Origin of the sequence: Paenibacillus sp. PDC88, from assembly GCF_900106725.1 — a bacterium.
Lineage (GTDB): Bacteria > Bacillota > Bacilli > Paenibacillales > Paenibacillaceae > Paenibacillus > Paenibacillus shunpengii.
The window spans coordinates 20,780-36,448 of record NZ_FNNT01000008.1 but is presented as its reverse complement, the minus strand read 5'-3'; the positions used below and the strand labels follow the sequence as shown (position 1 = coordinate 36,448).

General features: G+C 44.7%; 19 protein-coding genes. 7 read left to right on the top strand and 12 right to left on the bottom strand.

Annotated elements, in window-relative coordinates; all coding sequences use genetic code 11:
• The first annotated feature begins 123 nt into the window (after positions 1–123).
• A complete protein-coding gene (locus BLW49_RS21450; protein WP_076314996.1) occupies positions 124–321 on the top strand; it encodes a YycC family protein in 198 nt (65 codons plus the stop codon).
• On the top strand, positions 318–551 hold the full coding sequence (locus BLW49_RS21445; protein ID WP_076314995.1) for a hypothetical protein: 234 nt from the start codon (positions 318–320) through the stop codon (positions 549–551). Before BLW49_RS21450 ends, BLW49_RS21445 begins: the two co-directional genes overlap by 4 nt.
• Positions 552–646: 95 nt before the next feature.
• Here the strand turns inward: BLW49_RS21445 and BLW49_RS21440 are convergent, their stop codons facing one another.
• Positions 647–1,030 (bottom strand): globin domain-containing protein, encoded by a 384-nt coding sequence (locus BLW49_RS21440; protein WP_076314994.1) that lies wholly within the window; start codon positions 1,028–1,030, stop codon positions 647–649.
• Positions 1,031–1,535: 505 nt separating this feature from the next.
• On the opposite strand from BLW49_RS21440, the gene ylbJ reads away from it, so the two are divergent.
• Both ylbJ and BLW49_RS21430 read left to right on the top strand, forming a co-directional pair.
• Entirely contained in the window at positions 1,536–2,774 is a 1,239-nt protein-coding gene (gene ylbJ, locus BLW49_RS21435) for a sporulation integral membrane protein YlbJ (protein WP_090726800.1), read from the top strand.
• Positions 2,775–2,859: 85 nt separating this feature from the next.
• Positions 2,860–3,663, top strand: coding sequence for an NAD kinase (locus BLW49_RS21430; RefSeq protein ID WP_047913524.1), 804 nt, complete (start codon positions 2,860–2,862; stop codon positions 3,661–3,663).
• 16 nt (positions 3,664–3,679) lie between these two features.
• Here BLW49_RS21430 and BLW49_RS21425 read toward each other — a convergent pair whose 3' ends face one another.
• Both BLW49_RS21425 and lipA read right to left on the bottom strand, forming a co-directional pair.
• On the bottom strand, positions 3,680–4,141 hold the full coding sequence (locus tag BLW49_RS21425) for a YutD family protein (RefSeq protein WP_076314992.1): 462 nt from the start codon (positions 4,139–4,141) through the stop codon (positions 3,680–3,682).
• Between the two features lie 54 nt (positions 4,142–4,195).
• Positions 4,196–5,083 carry a lipoyl synthase gene (gene lipA, locus BLW49_RS21420; protein ID WP_076314991.1) on the bottom strand — a complete coding sequence of 296 codons (888 nt, stop codon included), beginning with the start codon at positions 5,081–5,083 and terminating at the stop codon, positions 4,196–4,198.
• 197 nt (positions 5,084–5,280) lie between these two features.
• Here lipA and BLW49_RS21415 point away from each other — a divergent pair, with 197 nt between their 5' ends.
• The gene (locus tag BLW49_RS21415; protein ID WP_256209885.1) at positions 5,281–6,336 is read left to right on the top strand and encodes a M23 family metallopeptidase; all 1,056 of its coding nucleotides are present in this window, start codon (positions 5,281–5,283) and stop codon (positions 6,334–6,336) included.
• A 31-nt stretch (positions 6,337–6,367) separates the two neighbouring features.
• Here the strand turns inward: BLW49_RS21415 and BLW49_RS28915 are convergent, their stop codons facing one another.
• The 4 genes from BLW49_RS28915 to zwf form a co-directional block, all read right to left on the bottom strand.
• Positions 6,368–6,532, bottom strand: a complete 165-nt coding sequence (locus BLW49_RS28915; RefSeq protein ID WP_177178822.1) for a hypothetical protein — start codon at positions 6,530–6,532, stop codon at positions 6,368–6,370.
• Between the two features lie 29 nt (positions 6,533–6,561).
• The gene (gene yunB, locus BLW49_RS21405) at positions 6,562–7,407 is read right to left on the bottom strand and encodes a sporulation protein YunB (protein WP_090726796.1); all 846 of its coding nucleotides are present in this window, start codon (positions 7,405–7,407) and stop codon (positions 6,562–6,564) included.
• Between the two features lie 215 nt (positions 7,408–7,622).
• Positions 7,623–8,516: a phosphogluconate dehydrogenase (NAD(+)-dependent, decarboxylating) gene (gene gnd / locus BLW49_RS21400; protein WP_090726794.1), complete on the bottom strand. Its 894-nt coding sequence runs from the start codon at positions 8,514–8,516 to the stop codon at positions 7,623–7,625.
• 89 nt (positions 8,517–8,605) lie between these two features.
• Positions 8,606–10,060, bottom strand: a complete 1,455-nt coding sequence (gene zwf / locus BLW49_RS21395; protein ID WP_090726791.1) for a glucose-6-phosphate dehydrogenase — start codon at positions 10,058–10,060, stop codon at positions 8,606–8,608.
• Positions 10,061–10,424: 364 nt separating this feature from the next.
• Here zwf and BLW49_RS21390 point away from each other — a divergent pair, with 364 nt between their 5' ends.
• On the top strand, positions 10,425–10,751 hold the full coding sequence (locus BLW49_RS21390) for a winged helix-turn-helix transcriptional regulator (RefSeq protein WP_076314987.1): 327 nt from the start codon (positions 10,425–10,427) through the stop codon (positions 10,749–10,751).
• A 174-nt stretch (positions 10,752–10,925) separates the two neighbouring features.
• Here the strand turns inward: BLW49_RS21390 and BLW49_RS21385 are convergent, their stop codons facing one another.
• The 5 genes from BLW49_RS21385 to BLW49_RS21365 form a co-directional block, all read right to left on the bottom strand.
• Entirely contained in the window at positions 10,926–11,846 is a 921-nt protein-coding gene (locus BLW49_RS21385) for a hypothetical protein (protein WP_090726789.1), read from the bottom strand.
• Positions 11,847–12,059: 213 nt separating this feature from the next.
• Positions 12,060–12,947: a DUF1002 domain-containing protein gene (locus BLW49_RS21380; protein ID WP_371264603.1), complete on the bottom strand. Its 888-nt coding sequence runs from the start codon at positions 12,945–12,947 to the stop codon at positions 12,060–12,062.
• 204 nt (positions 12,948–13,151) lie between these two features.
• Positions 13,152–13,670, bottom strand: coding sequence for an NUDIX hydrolase (locus BLW49_RS21375; protein ID WP_076314985.1), 519 nt, complete (start codon positions 13,668–13,670; stop codon positions 13,152–13,154).
• Between the two features lie 95 nt (positions 13,671–13,765).
• A complete protein-coding gene (locus BLW49_RS21370) occupies positions 13,766–14,560 on the bottom strand; it encodes a TrmH family RNA methyltransferase (protein WP_090726786.1) in 795 nt (264 codons plus the stop codon).
• Positions 14,561–14,577: 17 nt separating this feature from the next.
• A complete protein-coding gene (locus BLW49_RS21365; protein ID WP_090726784.1) occupies positions 14,578–15,240 on the bottom strand; it encodes a potassium channel family protein in 663 nt (220 codons plus the stop codon).
• Positions 15,241–15,429: 189 nt separating this feature from the next.
• Between BLW49_RS21365 and sspI the strand changes: the two genes are divergently transcribed.
• Positions 15,430–15,663 carry a small acid-soluble spore protein SspI gene (sspI, locus tag BLW49_RS21360; protein ID WP_047913513.1) on the top strand — a complete coding sequence of 78 codons (234 nt, stop codon included), beginning with the start codon at positions 15,430–15,432 and terminating at the stop codon, positions 15,661–15,663.
• Positions 15,664–15,669 lie beyond the last annotated feature (6 nt).

Here is a 15,669-nt window from a genome sequence, read left to right as displayed (position 1 = left end):
AAAATTAAAATAAAATACACAAAACATGTTTGAAGTACGTTAATTCAAGGTGTATAACTAATACTATATCAGAATTTAGATTAACCTACTTTGATTAAATTGTTTATTACCGGAGGGAACTTGATGAGACCTTTACAAATATCAGCCGATACCGCAGTCACATTGTCCAAGAAGCTAGGAATTCCCATCGAGCAGCTGATGCATATGCCTCAGCACATTCTTATGCAGAAGCTGGCTGAGCTGTCCAAAGAGGAAGCCAAGCAGGAGCAGAATCAAGCAGGATCTTCTCCCAACAACGAGAAGGATACGACGACTTCATGATTCCATTTGAGAACACCTGGCCTTATGATATCGTGATGGGGGATATTTATGTCCAGTACTGTCCTTTCTGCGATCAAGAGAATGTGCTGCTCCCGCTTAAACCTAAAGAACTGATTCGCATTCGCGAAGGCAAAAAGAAACTTCTCGTCTTCCCTTGCTGCAATAATCGGGTCACACTGCTCGATAATGACCAGGATTACTTTCTGGCTGATCAGCCGCTTCGTAAATAATGTTCGCTTCTTTGCAATTATATGGCTAAGTACTCACAAAAGCCTGCTGGTATCATCAAAAAAACGCCGAGATTGGCGTTTTTTTTGATCCCTGTTTATGGTGACGGGGTATTAATGAAATGATAAGCCGGACCTGAGAGACGTTTCAGAGTAAACTCCCTTACAGAATCGGGCAAATCCTGCTCCTGCAGAGCTGCTGCCATACAGGACAGCCAAGCCTGAGCTCGTTCTTCCGTAACAGGAAAAGGAAGATGCCTTGCCCTCATCATCGGATGACCAAAAGCGTCTGAATACAGAGACGGACCTCCAAAGAATTGACTTAAGAACATATATTGCTTTTCCATAACAGGATCGATATCTTCAGGGAATAAAGGGGATAATAGTTCATTCTGCTGCACCTTGGGATAAAATGCTTCCACCAAAGCCCGAACTCCCTTTTCTCCGCCTAGATTTTCATATAGCGTTTTGTTAGGATCCATAACGATTGCGCCTTCTTTCTATAATCAGCTTGAAGCTATTTTATCATTTCACTCCGCATAACTAAATACAATCCCTCATTTACCTAGCCCTAGAGACAAAAAAAGACAAGAGCCTCTTCATTCATAGGTCTCTTGTCTTATAAAGATTACACCATCGAGTAACTCTTAGCAGCGTTGTTTGACGCATCCCTTCAGTTAATAGCTGCGCCAATCTTCTTCACCCGGATGGGTGTGAGCTTCACGCATCACATACACGATAGCGCAGACGAGTACACCGGCTATAATTCCCATCATGACATCACTCCATCCTCAAAAAAGTTGAAAATCCGACATTTGAAAAAGGACTTTAGTCTTATTTCTTATAATAAATATATATTATCATAGAATACTTTAAATTACAGCTAATTTGGAAACGCTTACTTTATTTTTTTGTCCTGTTTGTCCAATAACGATCATATATTAACTAGACTCAGTTGATGAGAAACGGAAGTTACGGGAGGAACTAATGCTCATGAAACGTCTAGTTATTCCGCTAAGCATCGTATTTGGCCTTTTCATTATATGCATATTCATGATGATTTATCCGACAGCGGTGTGGAATGCAGGGGTTCGTGGTCTCTCCATCTGGTGGGACGTTCTCTTTCCTTCCTTATTTCCGTTCTTTGTCATTTCTGAGCTGCTGCTCGGGCTTGGCATCGTTCATTTTACAGGCGCACTCCTGCATCCACTCATGAGACCTGTATTTCGTATCCCCGGTACCGGAGGATTTGTTGCTGCGATCAGCTATGCTTCAGGATATCCGATTGGAGCCAAATTGACGGCCAAGCTGTGGGAGAAGAAGCAGATTACCCGGGATGAGGGCGAACGTCTGGTAGCCTTTACGACAACATCTGATCCCATCTTCCTGATCGGAGCCGTATCCGTCGGTTTTTTTCAGCTTCCCGCCGTGGCACTTATGCTGGCTATTGCACATTATGGAGCTGGACTGATCGTAGGCTTGCTAATGCGGTTTCACGGAAAAAAAGATTCGCACTCGACTGCTGAATCAAGTCCATCCGATGTGAAATCCCATCGACTCCGTGCTGCCTTTGAGGCAATGCATGAGGCACGCATCGAGGACGGTAGAACGATGGGGGAATTGCTTAGGCAGGCGATACAATCATCTTTGCAGCTAATTACCGTCGTCGGTGGCCTGGTTGTCTTTTTTTGCGTTATACTAGAGGTCTTCACTCAAGCAGGGCTGATGGCCGGCATGTATCATACAGTGGAGCTGATGCTTAAGACTCTCGGGCTGCCGCCAGAGATTTCTCAAGCGCTGGTAGGCGGGTTATTCGAAGTTACACTCGGTGCTCGCTATGCAGGAACACTTGCAGACATACCTTTAATGTATAAAGTGGCTGCTGCTGCCTGTGTATTATCTTGGGGAGGACTCTCCGTTCATGCGCAGGTTGTCAGTATCCTTAACCCAACTCCATTACGATATGCACCTTTCTTGATGGCACGACTTGTCCATGCATTGCTATCCGGGATGATTGTCTTTCTCTGCTGGGAATTGGTCATGCCTGATCAGAGTACATCATCCTTCATGCTGTGGCCTGATCACTTTCATTCCCTTCCTTACCCATCGGCCATCTTCCAGGCTGTCCCTTATCAAATTGCACTCACCTTAGTAATAATATTCTTCTTGTTTGTGCTGACCTTAGTCTGCATCCTCCTCCAACGGCTCGCTTCAAGATTCAGGTAATGTCTAGAACTTTACGCATATTGATTGTTTTCTCTCCTGAAATTGGATATCATCGAGTTATACTGATGACAAAGGAGCTTTCATCTTGAGATATTATGTTCAGGACAGAGGAGACTCTTTATCCATTGATTTAGCCCAGCAGTTTCATAAATTGGCCAAGGAGCATGGGTTTACTCTCGATGCCAAATCACCGGAAATTGTGATATCGATCGGTGGAGATGGAACCATGCTGCAAGCATTTCACACCTTCACAGACCGGATTCCTGATATCGCATTCGTCGGCGTTCATACCGGCCATCTGGGCTTCTATGCAGATTGGAAAGCAGACGAGCTTGAGGATCTCATACAGCTTATGGCTGAAGGAAATAAGGATGCTGCCCGTTCCCCTCGTATCGTCGAGTATCCGCTCATTGATCTGGAGATTCGCCGCAAATCCGGTGTGAGTTCTATGATCGCCCTTAATGAATTCACGTTAAAAGGTGTAGACGGCACCGTGGTTGCCCAGGTCGATATTAACGATGTCACATTTGAAATGTTCCGTGGTGACGGGATTTGTGTATCCACCCCATCGGGAAGTACGGCGTACAATAAGGCCCTCGGCGGCGCCATGGTTCATCCGACCATTGAAGCGATGCAGATTGCAGAGATTGCATCCATTAATAATCGGGTCTACCGTACATTAGGCTCGCCAATCGTTCTACCGAAGCATCATCATTGCGACATCTTCTCTCGCAAATCTCAACGTCTGCTGCTGACCATTGACCATGTGAACTTAACAGTAGACGATCTGATCTCTGTGAAATGTCAGGTTTCTACTCAGAAGGTCAGCTTTGCCCGATATCGTCCATATCCGTTCTGGGATCGGGTTCGAACTGCATTTTTGGACTAAAATAAAAAGCAACTCCTTATAAGGAGCTGCTTTTTATTTTTTCCATATTCTCTTTGTCCTTGGTTTCTTTAGAATTCTTGGATTCCTTAATTTCGCTGGCTTCCTTAGGCTCTGCAGCTTCCTTGGACTCTCTTGCTTCCTTCACAGCCTTGGATTCTTTATGCTCCTTGCTGCTGTTATCTTTGTGTTCTTTGTTTTCTTTAGGTTCCTTAAGTTTCTGTAGCACAAAATAAGCACACCCAAAATTGCAGTACTCGTTAATATAATCAACCATTCCCGCTATCGATGTATCCTTGTTCGCTTTTGGATGGTTATCTCGGTAGAAGCCTTTGAGCCGGAGTTGATTGTAGCCCCAATCCCCAATGATGTAATCATAGCGTTCCAGGACTTCACTATACCGGTCACGAAAGGCTTCCGGATTCCAACCATTTCGATAGTCCTGTAATACTTCGTAAGTTTTCCCGCTAATCTGAATCAAAACCGTCTTCCTTCCTTTCTATCCAAACCGCCCATAGGTTCAGGCCTGCTCTTATCATACTACATTATTAGCATTCGCGGCAGACTTAACTTGTTCATGCGCATGGTAAGAACTTCTGACCATTGGCCCTGATTCAACATGGCTGAAGCCGCGAGCGAGGCCTTCGTCCTTAAGCTTGGAGAATTCTTCTGGTGTTACGTATCTTTCAACATACAGATGCTTGTCCGAAGGCTGCAAATACTGACCGATCGTCATAATATCACAGTCTACGCTTCTCAAATCATCCATCGTTTGCAGTATTTCTTCCCAAGTCTCCCCCAATCCGAGCATAATGCTGGACTTCGTTGGAATTTGAGGCTGCATTTTTTTGGCACGTTCAAGCAGCTGAAGGGATCGCTTGTACTTGGCCTTTGCCCGAACTTTGTCAGACAAGCGCTCGACCGTTTCCATGTTGTGATTAAGGATGTCCGGCTTAGCGTCCATCACGATCTTTAAAGCCTCTTCATTTCCGAGAAAATCCGGAATTAATACCTCTACACTGCAAAAAGGCAGTTTTCGGCGAATGGCATGAATGGTCTCTGCAAAGATGGAAGCTCCTCCGTCTGCAAGATCATCTCTGGCCACACTGGTGACAACACAATGCTTCAGGTTCATTTGTTCTGCTGCTTCCGCTACTCGCTCCGGCTCTTTCAAATCCAGCTCTGTAGGCAGCCCTGTATTAACCGCACAGAATCGGCAGGCTCTTGTACAAATATCTCCCAGTATCATAAAAGTCGCTGTTCGATTAGCCCAGCATTCGTAAATATTCGGACAACGTGCTTCTTCACATACCGTATGCAGCGTCTTTGAACGCATCATATCTTTAATTTCTTGATAATTATCTCCCGTCGTCAGCTTGATTTTGATCCAATCGGGTTTTGGTTCTTTTACTTTATTCGCCAAAAGAGACCCTTCTTTCTATATCAAGTTGGAAATTTCGCATGGAACACATTATAACATGGATTTATGGGAATAAGCTCCAAATTGAAATAATTTGTAGGACTTAAACTCCAGCTTTTTTCTGTAAAGACGGATAAAAACGATGCTGATGTGTGAACCTAAATACAATGAAAAATATGACGAAAGGAGGATTGGCTTTTTTGATACGGATTCAGAAGAAAAAATGGTTGAACCTCGGCGTCACACTGATAATATCCGCTTCCCTCTTTGCTTCGTCAGTAACCGATGTGTATGCAAAAAGTGAAGAGACGAAACCTCTAGCCAAAGAAGAGATCTATAAGGAACGCAAAATTCTGTATGACCAAATCAGCGCAGTCAGCGGTGTTCCATGGTATTACTTGGCGGCCATTGATCAGTACGAGCGTACGATGACGAAGGCACATCCGAAGGACCGCGCTCATGAAGAGCGGCTGACCGGGGTGTTTTTTGAACCTCAGCTCTGGTCCGGTATCTTAAATCCAGATTCTTTAGATCGAAATCCATTATCCATCGAGGTATTCGGCGGATATGGCTTAGATGGTACTGGTGACAATATCGCCGATCCCAACAATGACTATGATGTCCTCTACAGCATGGCCCGAATTACATCCAAGTATGGTTTATCCTCAGACGATCTAGGTATTGCCCTGTGGGAGTATTATCAAAATTCGAGATCCGTGCAGCGCATCCAGCAATTTGCGAGAATTTATAAGCATTTTGATACGCTTGATCTCGCTCAGCATGCTTTTCCTTTGCCGATAGGCAATTCCTACTCCTATCGCAGCACCTGGGGAACGAGCCGAAGCTGGGGCGGCCGAAGAATTCATGAAGGAACAGACCTGTTTGCACCTCATGGATATCCTGTTCGAAGTACATGCTATGGGGTCATTGAGATCAAAGGCTGGAATCCATTTGGAGGGTGGCGTGTGGGAATAAGAGACCTGGATAACCATTATCACTATTATGCACACCTCTCAGGCTTTGATAAATCGGTTCATGTGGGCAGTCTGGTCACTCCAGGACAAACCATCGGATGGGTGGGCAGTTCAGGTTACGGCAAGCCGGGTACGCAGGGGAAATTCCCTCCTCATTTGCATTATGGTATTTATCGTGACAGCGGCTTAACTGAGTGGTCGTTTGACCCTTATCCTTCACTCAGACAATGGGAGAATGACGAGTATCGGGCACGTAAAGCTAAGAAGAACAGCAAAAAATAAAAGCGACTCGCAGAACCAAGAGGAAAAGTACTCACTCCTGTTCTGCGAGTTCTTTCATTAGATGTGAATTCACTCGCATGACTGCAAGCTCTTTCATTAGATATAAATTCACTCGCATGACTGCAAGCTCTTTCATTAGATATGAATTCACTCGCATGACTGCAAGCTCTTTCATTAGATATGAATTCACTCGCATGACTGCAAGCTCTTTCATTAGATATGAATTCACTCATTACCTGTTGGCAAGGATAAGTCTGGCTCCTCCATGTACAGCTCGCTCTCTTCCTCCTCACTAGGGACAGTTGTTCCTGCGTCTGGAGTGGTTACCCCCGTATTAGGCACTGTTCCGCCTGGCAGGGATGGGATCGCAATACTTGGCGCGTTAGCTCCATTCTCTCCAACTGGATTGCCCTTGCCGTCGTAATAATACATGGGTACATCCCCTACAACTAACAAATACGAAATCGGAATTTCCGTGTCGACCACTTCCGGCTCCATATCCAGAGGGACGACAACAGCAACCTCTGCCACAATATGAATGTATACCTCGACCAGAATCATATTAATGCCGGCATTTTGCTGCCTTGTATTGAGGTCAACCTTGACTGCGCCTTGCGGCTCGATCCGAATCGGAACTTTGGGTCCGAAGGAGGACAGCAGTGGACTGCCCAGCGCTTGCCCTACAGGAACGTGATCCTCAATCGTCTCCATTTCCTGAAGTGTGGTCTGAACGACAGACAACGCGCTCGAGGTTATCCGCATATGCTCGTTATAGTTCAGCATGAATCCGCTGATTTTCCCCTCCGCATCCGTCTTCCAATCAATCAGCTCGTTAGAAGGACCCGCTGCAGAGATTTGACTCGTAATCGCTTTGTTAATGGCCTCCGTCCCAAGCTGCTTCACTCTGATTTTTGCCAGATGCATAATAGGGGGCTTCAAATTCCGTTCCACATAACTAATGGACTGGATGGTCACAATGACAATCACCAACAGTACAATCAAAATCCACTTTTTACGCTGACCCCCGGTTTTTTGACGCTGTGTACGCCATCTTCCTCGTTTGAATGCCATGCTTCGCATTCCTCCCTCAAGAGAGGTGTGTCCATTTATCCTTATGCAGTCAGGTTCCAAAAAAGAAGATCAAGCTGTAAGCCTGGTCATAAAAAACAAAAGAGAAGGAACCTCGCTCAAAAGCGAAATTCCTTCTCAGGATAAGTTCGTAGTGTATATGATACATCAACAGAGATCATTCTTCCATCCCTATCCATTCAAAGAGAACTACATTCTTATTTCTTCTCTACTGCATGTCCGCCAAATTCGTTACGAAGTGCAGCAACGACTTTACCTGTGAACGTATCGTTCTCAAGGGAACGGTAACGCATCAGAAGGGACAGAGCGATAACCGGTGTAGCTGCCTGCAGATCAAATGCCGTTTCAACCGTCCATTTACCTTCACCGGATGAGTGCATCACTCCACGGATTTCGTCTAGGTTTGAATCTTTGGAGAATGCACGCTCTGTAAGCTCCATCAGCCAGGAACGGATAACCGATCCGTTGTTCCATACACGCGCTACTTTTTCGTAGTCAAAATCATAGTCACTCTTCTCAAGCACTTCGAAGCCTTCCCCGATGGAAGCCATCATACCGTACTCGATACCGTTGTGGACCATTTTCAGGAAGTGACCGCTGCCTGCTTTGCCAGCATACAGATAGCCATTTTCTACAGAGGTATCTTTGAACAGAGGCTCAACGATGCTCCATGCTTCTTCGTCTCCGCCGATCATGTAACAAGCGCCGTTTCTTGCGCCTTCCATACCGCCAGAAGTACCTACGTCCATGAAATGAACGCCGTGCGCTTTGAGCTGATCATAGCGGGCAATGGATTCTTTATAGTGTGAGTTACCTGCTTCAATGACGATGTCCCCTTTATCCAGCAGAGGAGTAAGATCAGCAATAACACTATCCACGACAGCATGCGGAACCATGATCCACAGAATGCGCGGTGATTCCAGCTGATCAATAACTTCCTTGTAAGAAGAAGCACCTGTTGCACCGTAACCCTTCATTTCTTCGACAGCACCTGCATTCAAGTCGTAAGCCACGACTTCATGCTTATGATCAATCAAGTTTTTTCCCAGGTTTAATCCCATTTTTCCTAATCCAATAAGTCCTACCTTCATGTATGTTGCCTCCTAGATCTTCTCTGTTTTTTGTCCAACAATCTATGTCATCGGCTGCATATCAGCCGGATAACGTTTTAGAACAATGATTAATGCCAGCGATTTCCGTCCTGTGCAAGCAGTTCTTCCGCTGCCGCAGGACCTTCTGTTCCCGCCGCATAATAGTGAAGTGGAACTTCATTTGCAGCAAAGGCTTTAAGAATCGGCTCTACCCATCTCCATGACAGCTCTACTTCATCCCAATGCGCGAAGAATGTGGCATCACCACGAAGCGCATCAAAAATGAGGTTCTCATAAGCTTCAGGTACGTTGTCATACGAGGAATTGAAGCTAAGCTCCATCGGCTCAATCGTATCATGATGCATTGGGCTCTTAGAATTCAGCGTCAGGCGCATGCCTTCCTTCGGTCCAATATCGATGGTAAGCAAGTTAGCAGATACCGATTCACCATTAGACGTTCCCGCACTTAGCGGCTGCTTGAACTCAACTACGATTCGTGTCGATTTTTCACTCAGACGTTTACCTGTACGGATATAGAAAGGAACTCCTGTCCAGAATGGATCATCCAGGAACAAGCGTGCTGCGAAATACGTGTCGTTCTTGGAAGTTGCTTCAATACCGGGCTCTTCCAGGTAACCAACTACGGGTTTACCTTGTAAATCACCTGCTTGGTATTGCGCTCTTACAATATGCCGATCAAGTGCTTCTTCATCCAGCGGAATCAAAGACTGTGCCGTATTTCTCTTCTTCGCACGAACCTCATCTGGAGAAGATTTCTTCGGCAGGTGAAGTGAGATCATCATGAGCAGCTGCAGCATATGATTTTGGAACATATCTCTTACGGCTCCAGTATGGTCATAGTATTCTGCCCGCTCTTCGACCCCTACGGTTTCACTTGCGGTAATTTGCACATTCGAAATATAATGATTTCCCCACAATGCATGCATGACAGGATTCGTTGCACTTAGTACCTCAAGATTCTGAACCATGGGTTTACCGAGGAAATGGTCAATACGGTAAATCTCTTCCTCTGCAAAAGTACTGTTCAGCTTCTCATTCAGCTGTATTGCAGATGCCAAGTCATGACCGAATGGCTTCTCAATGATAAGCCGTTTCCAGCCGCGGCCTGAACCAAGCCCGCTCTCTTTGATATTTTCGGCAATGGGCTCAAAAAATTCTGGAGCAACCGACAAATAGAACATCCGATTTTGTGGAATGCCAAGCTCCTGCTCACGTTTTTCAACCACTTCAAGCAGCTTCTTGTAATCTTCAAGCTTGGTATTGTTAAGCGATGTATAACGAAAAGCGCCTAGGAAATCACGTACCTTAGCGGCATCCTCTGGAGAACGGCGAGAGAATGTATGAAGTGAGGCTTCAACTCTCGCCTGGAAATCCACATCGGACACTTCTCTTCTTCCTAGACCAATAACAGAAAATGATGATGGCATTTTTTGATCAACATACAGGTTGTATAGTGCTGGGTAAATTTTTCTCTTGGCTAAGTCGCCAGTAGCCCCGAACAGGACAAAAGTCATTGAATCCATTCTGATATGCCTCCCGTGTCTCTACCTATATTGTGCGCTAGTTATCATGTGAAAATTACGCAACGATAATACGCACTTATTTCCATAATCAACACCACATGTATTACCTATAAGAAATTACTATTTCCGTTCGATGTTGGTTATTATTTGTAACCAAATGAATTAACGTGATTATCATACACCCAGCTGACACCTTTCGTCAACAAAAAATGTCGAATCTGTGAACAATAAAATTTTTCTGTTATGATAGCGCTTTCCATGGTATTCTATAAATAATTCTAATAACTGTTTTTTCACTTTCTGGAATAGCTCCATGTACAATAGAAGTTACTTTTAATAATCAAGTGCATAAGGGGGCCTTGAAATGGATGAACAATCGACGTCAAATCATATGCAGATGTGTGAGAAAGTCTCGCGTTCGTATCAAATTATTGGTCGGAAATGGGTTGCGCCTATTGTTCACACCTTAATGGAGGAGCCCAAGCGTTTCAGTGAAATACATGCTGTTATCCCCGACTTAAGCAAACGCGTTCTGAACGAACGAATGAAAGAACTCGAGGAAGAAGGCATTGTCATTCGGAATGTCATTGCTGATCGACCTGTCCGTACCGAATATTCACTTACCCGCAAAGGGACAGAGCTTGCACGTGCTTTGAGCTCCATTGGACAATGGGCGAAGAAGTGGCTGTAGTCCTTAACGCAGACAAAGACGGATCCATGCAGCAATAACCCCCGTAAGCAGTTACGGGGGTTATCCTAAATTGCTATCTACCTCTTAGATCTTTATCTGAATTGAAGCGGTACAGTCAAACTTTTGGAACTGGCCATCAAACTTTCGCTAATACGCGTTACTCTACCTCAATGGCTATTTGCCTTGTTCCAGAAGATCATCATAAGTCAGCCCTCTTTCAGACTCCTCGGAATATTCCTGAACAGGATAATATCCTTCGGCTTGCCATTGCTTCAATATCTTCGGGCTGACAATGGTATTAGGAGGAAGCTTAAGACTGCCAAATCCTTTTAGCGCTTTTTTGGCCTCACTTATATTTTCAACTCGATCTAAACTAACCCCATGTGTAGACCCTGTCATATAGTCCTTATACACTCTATACTCCCGATAGAATACACTAGTATTTGGATTGTCCGGATCGTCATTCACAAGATACTCCTCGGTTAGAACCCGATATTCTATACCTTCGATGGGCTGATAAGGTCCATCCAATATTAGTGTCTCCAGAAGCAGCTTGATATCCTCTGCGTCAGTTCTGTACGTTATTATTTCAGATGATCGCAGCTGCAGATACACCTTATCAGGAAAGGTAATCGCATATAATACCTTGACTTCCTTATTCCGTGGTAATTGAATGGCCATTTGCACAGTTGGTATTAGCTCTAGCTGACCTGCCTGCTCCAGTGTTTCGGGTACTATACGGTTATACCATTCCAGGATCTCAGCGGTTTGCCATTCTTCAAGCTCAGGTCTTTTGTTTAAGTCTTCATATGACACTACATCTCTGTCGTACTCGATATATTCCAGTTCAACCTTATTGGTCAACTGAGCACGAGGCAGCTCTGGCATTGATTGGCTTGTCAATTCCTCGCGAGTGGTATCCTGATTAGGCGTTGCGACATGGTCCTCAAGCTGTTCCTGCTGCTTCTTATCGGGCTTGTGGATCTGCTGTGTATTATATGCATCCTCAGTCTCCTTCTCCTTATCAGCATGATCTGAACAAGAGGTGAGGAGGAGGACAGAAGCGATAACACATCTGGTGATCACTTTACGCATAACCTATGATCTTCCTTTCGAGCTGAGATTTATTTTGAGGCAGGTATTAGCAGGAAGTCCCATTTTCAATTCCCATATGTAATCAACAAGTTCAACTGCTGCTATGTTTTAAAATATTTTACTGAATAACAAAAAAGCACCCTTCCTCGGATGCCTGCATATGATTCGCAGCCATCCGCTGAAAGCAGTGCTCTCTTACAATATTCTATTCAATTAGGAGAACCAGCCTTTAATAATTTCGATCAGTCCTACAAAAAAGTCTTTAATCGCTGCCAGAATGCCTTGTCCCTGCTCTGACTCTATAAAATCAGTGAACTGCTGTTTGGCTTGCTCCAGCTGATCTCCTACTGCATTCCAATTAATATTCGCATCCTTCATGTTCATAAACAGATCGACTAATCCATTCAGCTGAGCTTCCGGAATCGTGATATTAAGATTATTTGCAATATTAACAATCATAGTTTGCATTTCTTCTCTCGTCTCAGGCTGATTTTGCGCGAGTTCCTCTTTGATGTTCGTCATCAGCGTCGTCGTTTCTTCCGCTCCGATGGAATCGGATAATTGTGCGGTCTTTACGATCTCCTCGTTAGCAACCTGCTTCTGCTCCTCCGGGATTTGGGTATCTGTCGTTGTTTCATATGCTTTAATAATCCCTGTCAGTGCAGCTGTACCTGATACATCAAATGGTGCGGTAATACTAACATGAGCATCCTTAACACCCGCTGTGATCATCGCATTAAGGTACATATCGTTGGTTACCCAGTTAATGTGATTGGAAGTTGCTGACACGCCGCTTCCGGGCTTGCCGATTACAATTTTAGCGGAACTTAGCGCCTTGCTTCCGATTTGTGCCTTAGACATATGACTGCCCAGATATTTATGTTCTTCTTCATTTGTCACCTGAATTGTCATCGCATCTGCAGGGGCATCCAGATCGGCTAGCACTTGTTCCTTCTGTGCCGCAGTCAAATCCTCCCCGAGTATAACAATAATATCCCCCTCTACCGCATCCGCAGAAGCAGCGGGGGCCATATACATACTTAGCAAAATAAGTGCAGGTATTAATAGAATTGCCGTCAGTTTGCGCAATTTCATCATCATGTCTCTCCTCATCCATAGCCGTTTCCAATATTTTAAACATTTCCATATTATGGATTAACCATTATCCTGTGACCCTCACTCCATCAATTTCATAACTCATTTAAGCGATGAAATTGAATTAACCTCCCTTTAAATGGATTTGCGAGCATTATACCATGGTTTCGATCCTCAATTTTTAACAGAATATTAATATTTTCTTAACCTTTATAAGCCTCTTAGAACGGTAATAGCCTGCTCCAATATGGTTTTATCTCTTAGAGTCATAAATTTACTCGAATACTCCCGACAATTCCTGAATGATCTGTCCATTGCTGTAAGAGCTTCATTCATTGTCATCCAGATCACCGTCAACCCGAGCTGCTTCTCCTTGGCTGTGAGCTTCACCGTGTTCTCCTCAACTGATTTGGCAATGAAGCAGTAGGATAACTGCAGGAACTGATTTTTGGTCTTATGCTCTTCAATGCGGCCCAGCGGATGCGTAATTTTTGCCCGATAGCCTGTCTCTTCCTCTACTTCACGCAAAAAGGCTTCTTCCGGCGTCTCTGTCCCTTCGATTCCCCCGCCAGGCAGCTTATATAATCTCCGTTTGGTCATATGCATCATCGCAATATTGAAATTCTCATCGACAAGCACCCCTCTAGCCCCATACCTGGACACGGAATGAAGAAGTTCCGAACGCTCACCCAAAATGTCATAATCTGTAATACGGCTTATCAAGTTCATATGTATTCTCCTAAATTAAATGGCAACGCCCCTTTGTAAACCAAAGGTTTCGCTGCCATCTCGATGTCTGTCCTATTTAATTCACCAGTCCGTTATCATGCAGAGTAATGCCGCTGCCTCATTGCTTCAAACATAAGTATGGTAGCAGCCATTGCGGCATTCAGTGACTCTGCCTGTCCGGGACTTGGAATAATAATGGCATCATCCACAAGACGGCTTACCTCCTCGGAGACACCGCTGCCTTCATTACCAATGACAAGCCACTTTGCTCCTCTAAAATCATAATCATAGCAGGAGCTCTCCGCAGCCAGCGATGTACTGACGAGTGTAACTCCTTCTGCTTTGGCTCTTGGTAGCACTTCAGACAGATCGGCTTCAACGACAGGCAAATGAAAAAATGAACCCATCGTGGAACGTATCGTTTTGGGATTATATATATCTGCACTCCCCCGCCCTACGATCACACCGTCTGCCCCGGCTGCATCTGCACTGCGGATAATTGTACCGACATTGCCCGGATCCTGAAGCCGATCCAACACGATAATCAAGCTGTCCTTTTTGTCTAAGAATATGCTCAACCCGGCCGCATCTTTTCTAACGATGGCAAACACCGGCTGCGGTGTCACCGTATCGGTGCACTTTTCAATGATTGCAGCAGACACCGGTATCCATTCGACACGGCCTTGTGAATCTGCATAGCCTGTCAGCTCTCCCGGTATTCCTTTGTCCATATCATAAGCTATACATTCGATATCAGCATCATAGCTTAACGCCTCTTGAACCAAATGAATGCCTTCAATCATGTATTTATTCTGCCGGGTTCGATACTTCTTGTCGAGCAGCTGCGCCCATTCCTTCACTCTCGGATTATGTACCGAAACGATTTCCATATGTCTTCAATCCTTCTTTATCTTGAATAGGCAAGCTCTAGCTTGGTCAGATCATCCTTGTGACCCACAATAATAAGCACATCCTCAGGCTGTATTTGATCACTTGCATCTGGTGAAATATTCATCTCTGTCCCTTTGCGGATAGCAATGACATTACAGCCATAACGGGCACGGATGTTGAGCTGTAACAAATTTTGTCCAATAATGTTCGACGATGCTTTCATTTCCAGAATACTGTATTCCTCTGACAGCTCGATATAATCCAAAATATTTGGCGACGCTAGATGATGTGCGACCCGCATTCCCATATCTCGTTCCGGATAAACGACTTTATCCGCACCAATCTTGGACAACACCTTGCCATGAAGCTCCGACTTAGCCTTCACAATTAAAGACTGGATACCCATATCCTTCAGAATCAGCGTCGTTAATATGCTCGCCTGAATATCTTCACCAATCGCAACGACCACCACATCAAAATTCCGAATGCCAATCGCTCTGAGCGCCTCCTCATCCGTGGAATCTGCGGACACCGCATGTGTCACTACATTGGATATGTCTTGTATTCTATGCTCGTCCCGATCTATTGCCAGAACGTCAAACCCCATTTCACTAAGTGCATAAGCAACACTCGATCCAAAGCGGCCCATGCCGATCACGGCATATTGTTTTTTGGCCATAATAGGGTACCTCCATATCATCTTAGGTATTAGAGAATTATTCTATAAGGTAGTTCTTCATTATTATAAGTGCTTTCAACCAATTCATCCTAAGTAGTATAGCACAATGAATGGAAAACTTGAATTTATACGCTCTGCTCAGGGAACAGTATATAGGCAGGAAAAGACTACTTTTGGAGGGACAAACACATGTCTATCGTACTGGATTTGCGCCAAGCGATCGTTCACAAGGTACATGGCAAGCCGGATAAGGATATCAGAGAGATGATTGAAGGATCCGTTGATGGACCCGAAGCAGCTCTGCCGGGACTCGGAACCCTGTTTGAAATGATCTGGAAGGATTTGCCGAAAGGGAAGCAGGATGAACTGATTCAGGTACTGCAAGAGCATCTGAAGAAGGTTAAGCCCGTTCCTTTAACCTAGAATCGA

What these genes read in the sequence shown, in the direction of transcription:
- BLW49_RS21450 (WP_076314996.1), top strand. Translation starts at nt 124, where the DNA reads ATGAGACCTTTACAAATATCAGCCGATACCGCAGTCACATTGTCCAAG.
- BLW49_RS21445 (WP_076314995.1), top strand. Translation starts at nt 318, where the DNA reads ATGATTCCATTTGAGAACACCTGGCCTTATGATATCGTGATGGGGGAT.
- BLW49_RS21440 (WP_076314994.1), bottom strand. Translation starts at nt 1,030, where the DNA reads ATGGATCCTAACAAAACGCTATATGAAAATCTAGGCGGAGAAAAGGGA.
- ylbJ (WP_090726800.1), top strand. Translation starts at nt 1,536, where the DNA reads ATGCTCATGAAACGTCTAGTTATTCCGCTAAGCATCGTATTTGGCCTT.
- BLW49_RS28915 (WP_177178822.1), bottom strand. Translation starts at nt 6,532, where the DNA reads ATGCGAGTGAATTCATATCTAATGAAAGAGCTTGCAGTCATGCGAGTG.
- yunB (WP_090726796.1), bottom strand. Translation starts at nt 7,407, where the DNA reads ATGGCATTCAAACGAGGAAGATGGCGTACACAGCGTCAAAAAACCGGG.
- gnd (WP_090726794.1), bottom strand. Translation starts at nt 8,516, where the DNA reads ATGAAGGTAGGACTTATTGGATTAGGAAAAATGGGATTAAACCTGGGA.
- zwf (WP_090726791.1), bottom strand. Translation starts at nt 10,060, where the DNA reads ATGGATTCAATGACTTTTGTCCTGTTCGGGGCTACTGGCGACTTAGCC.
- BLW49_RS21390 (WP_076314987.1), top strand. Translation starts at nt 10,425, where the DNA reads ATGGATGAACAATCGACGTCAAATCATATGCAGATGTGTGAGAAAGTC.
- BLW49_RS21385 (WP_090726789.1), bottom strand. Translation starts at nt 11,846, where the DNA reads ATGCGTAAAGTGATCACCAGATGTGTTATCGCTTCTGTCCTCCTCCTC.
- BLW49_RS21380 (WP_371264603.1), bottom strand. Translation starts at nt 12,947, where the DNA reads ATGATGATGAAATTGCGCAAACTGACGGCAATTCTATTAATACCTGCA.
- BLW49_RS21375 (WP_076314985.1), bottom strand. Translation starts at nt 13,670, where the DNA reads ATGAACTTGATAAGCCGTATTACAGATTATGACATTTTGGGTGAGCGT.
- BLW49_RS21370 (WP_090726786.1), bottom strand. Translation starts at nt 14,560, where the DNA reads ATGGAAATCGTTTCGGTACATAATCCGAGAGTGAAGGAATGGGCGCAG.
- BLW49_RS21365 (WP_090726784.1), bottom strand. Translation starts at nt 15,240, where the DNA reads ATGGCCAAAAAACAATATGCCGTGATCGGCATGGGCCGCTTTGGATCG.
- sspI (WP_047913513.1), top strand. Translation starts at nt 15,430, where the DNA reads ATGTCTATCGTACTGGATTTGCGCCAAGCGATCGTTCACAAGGTACAT.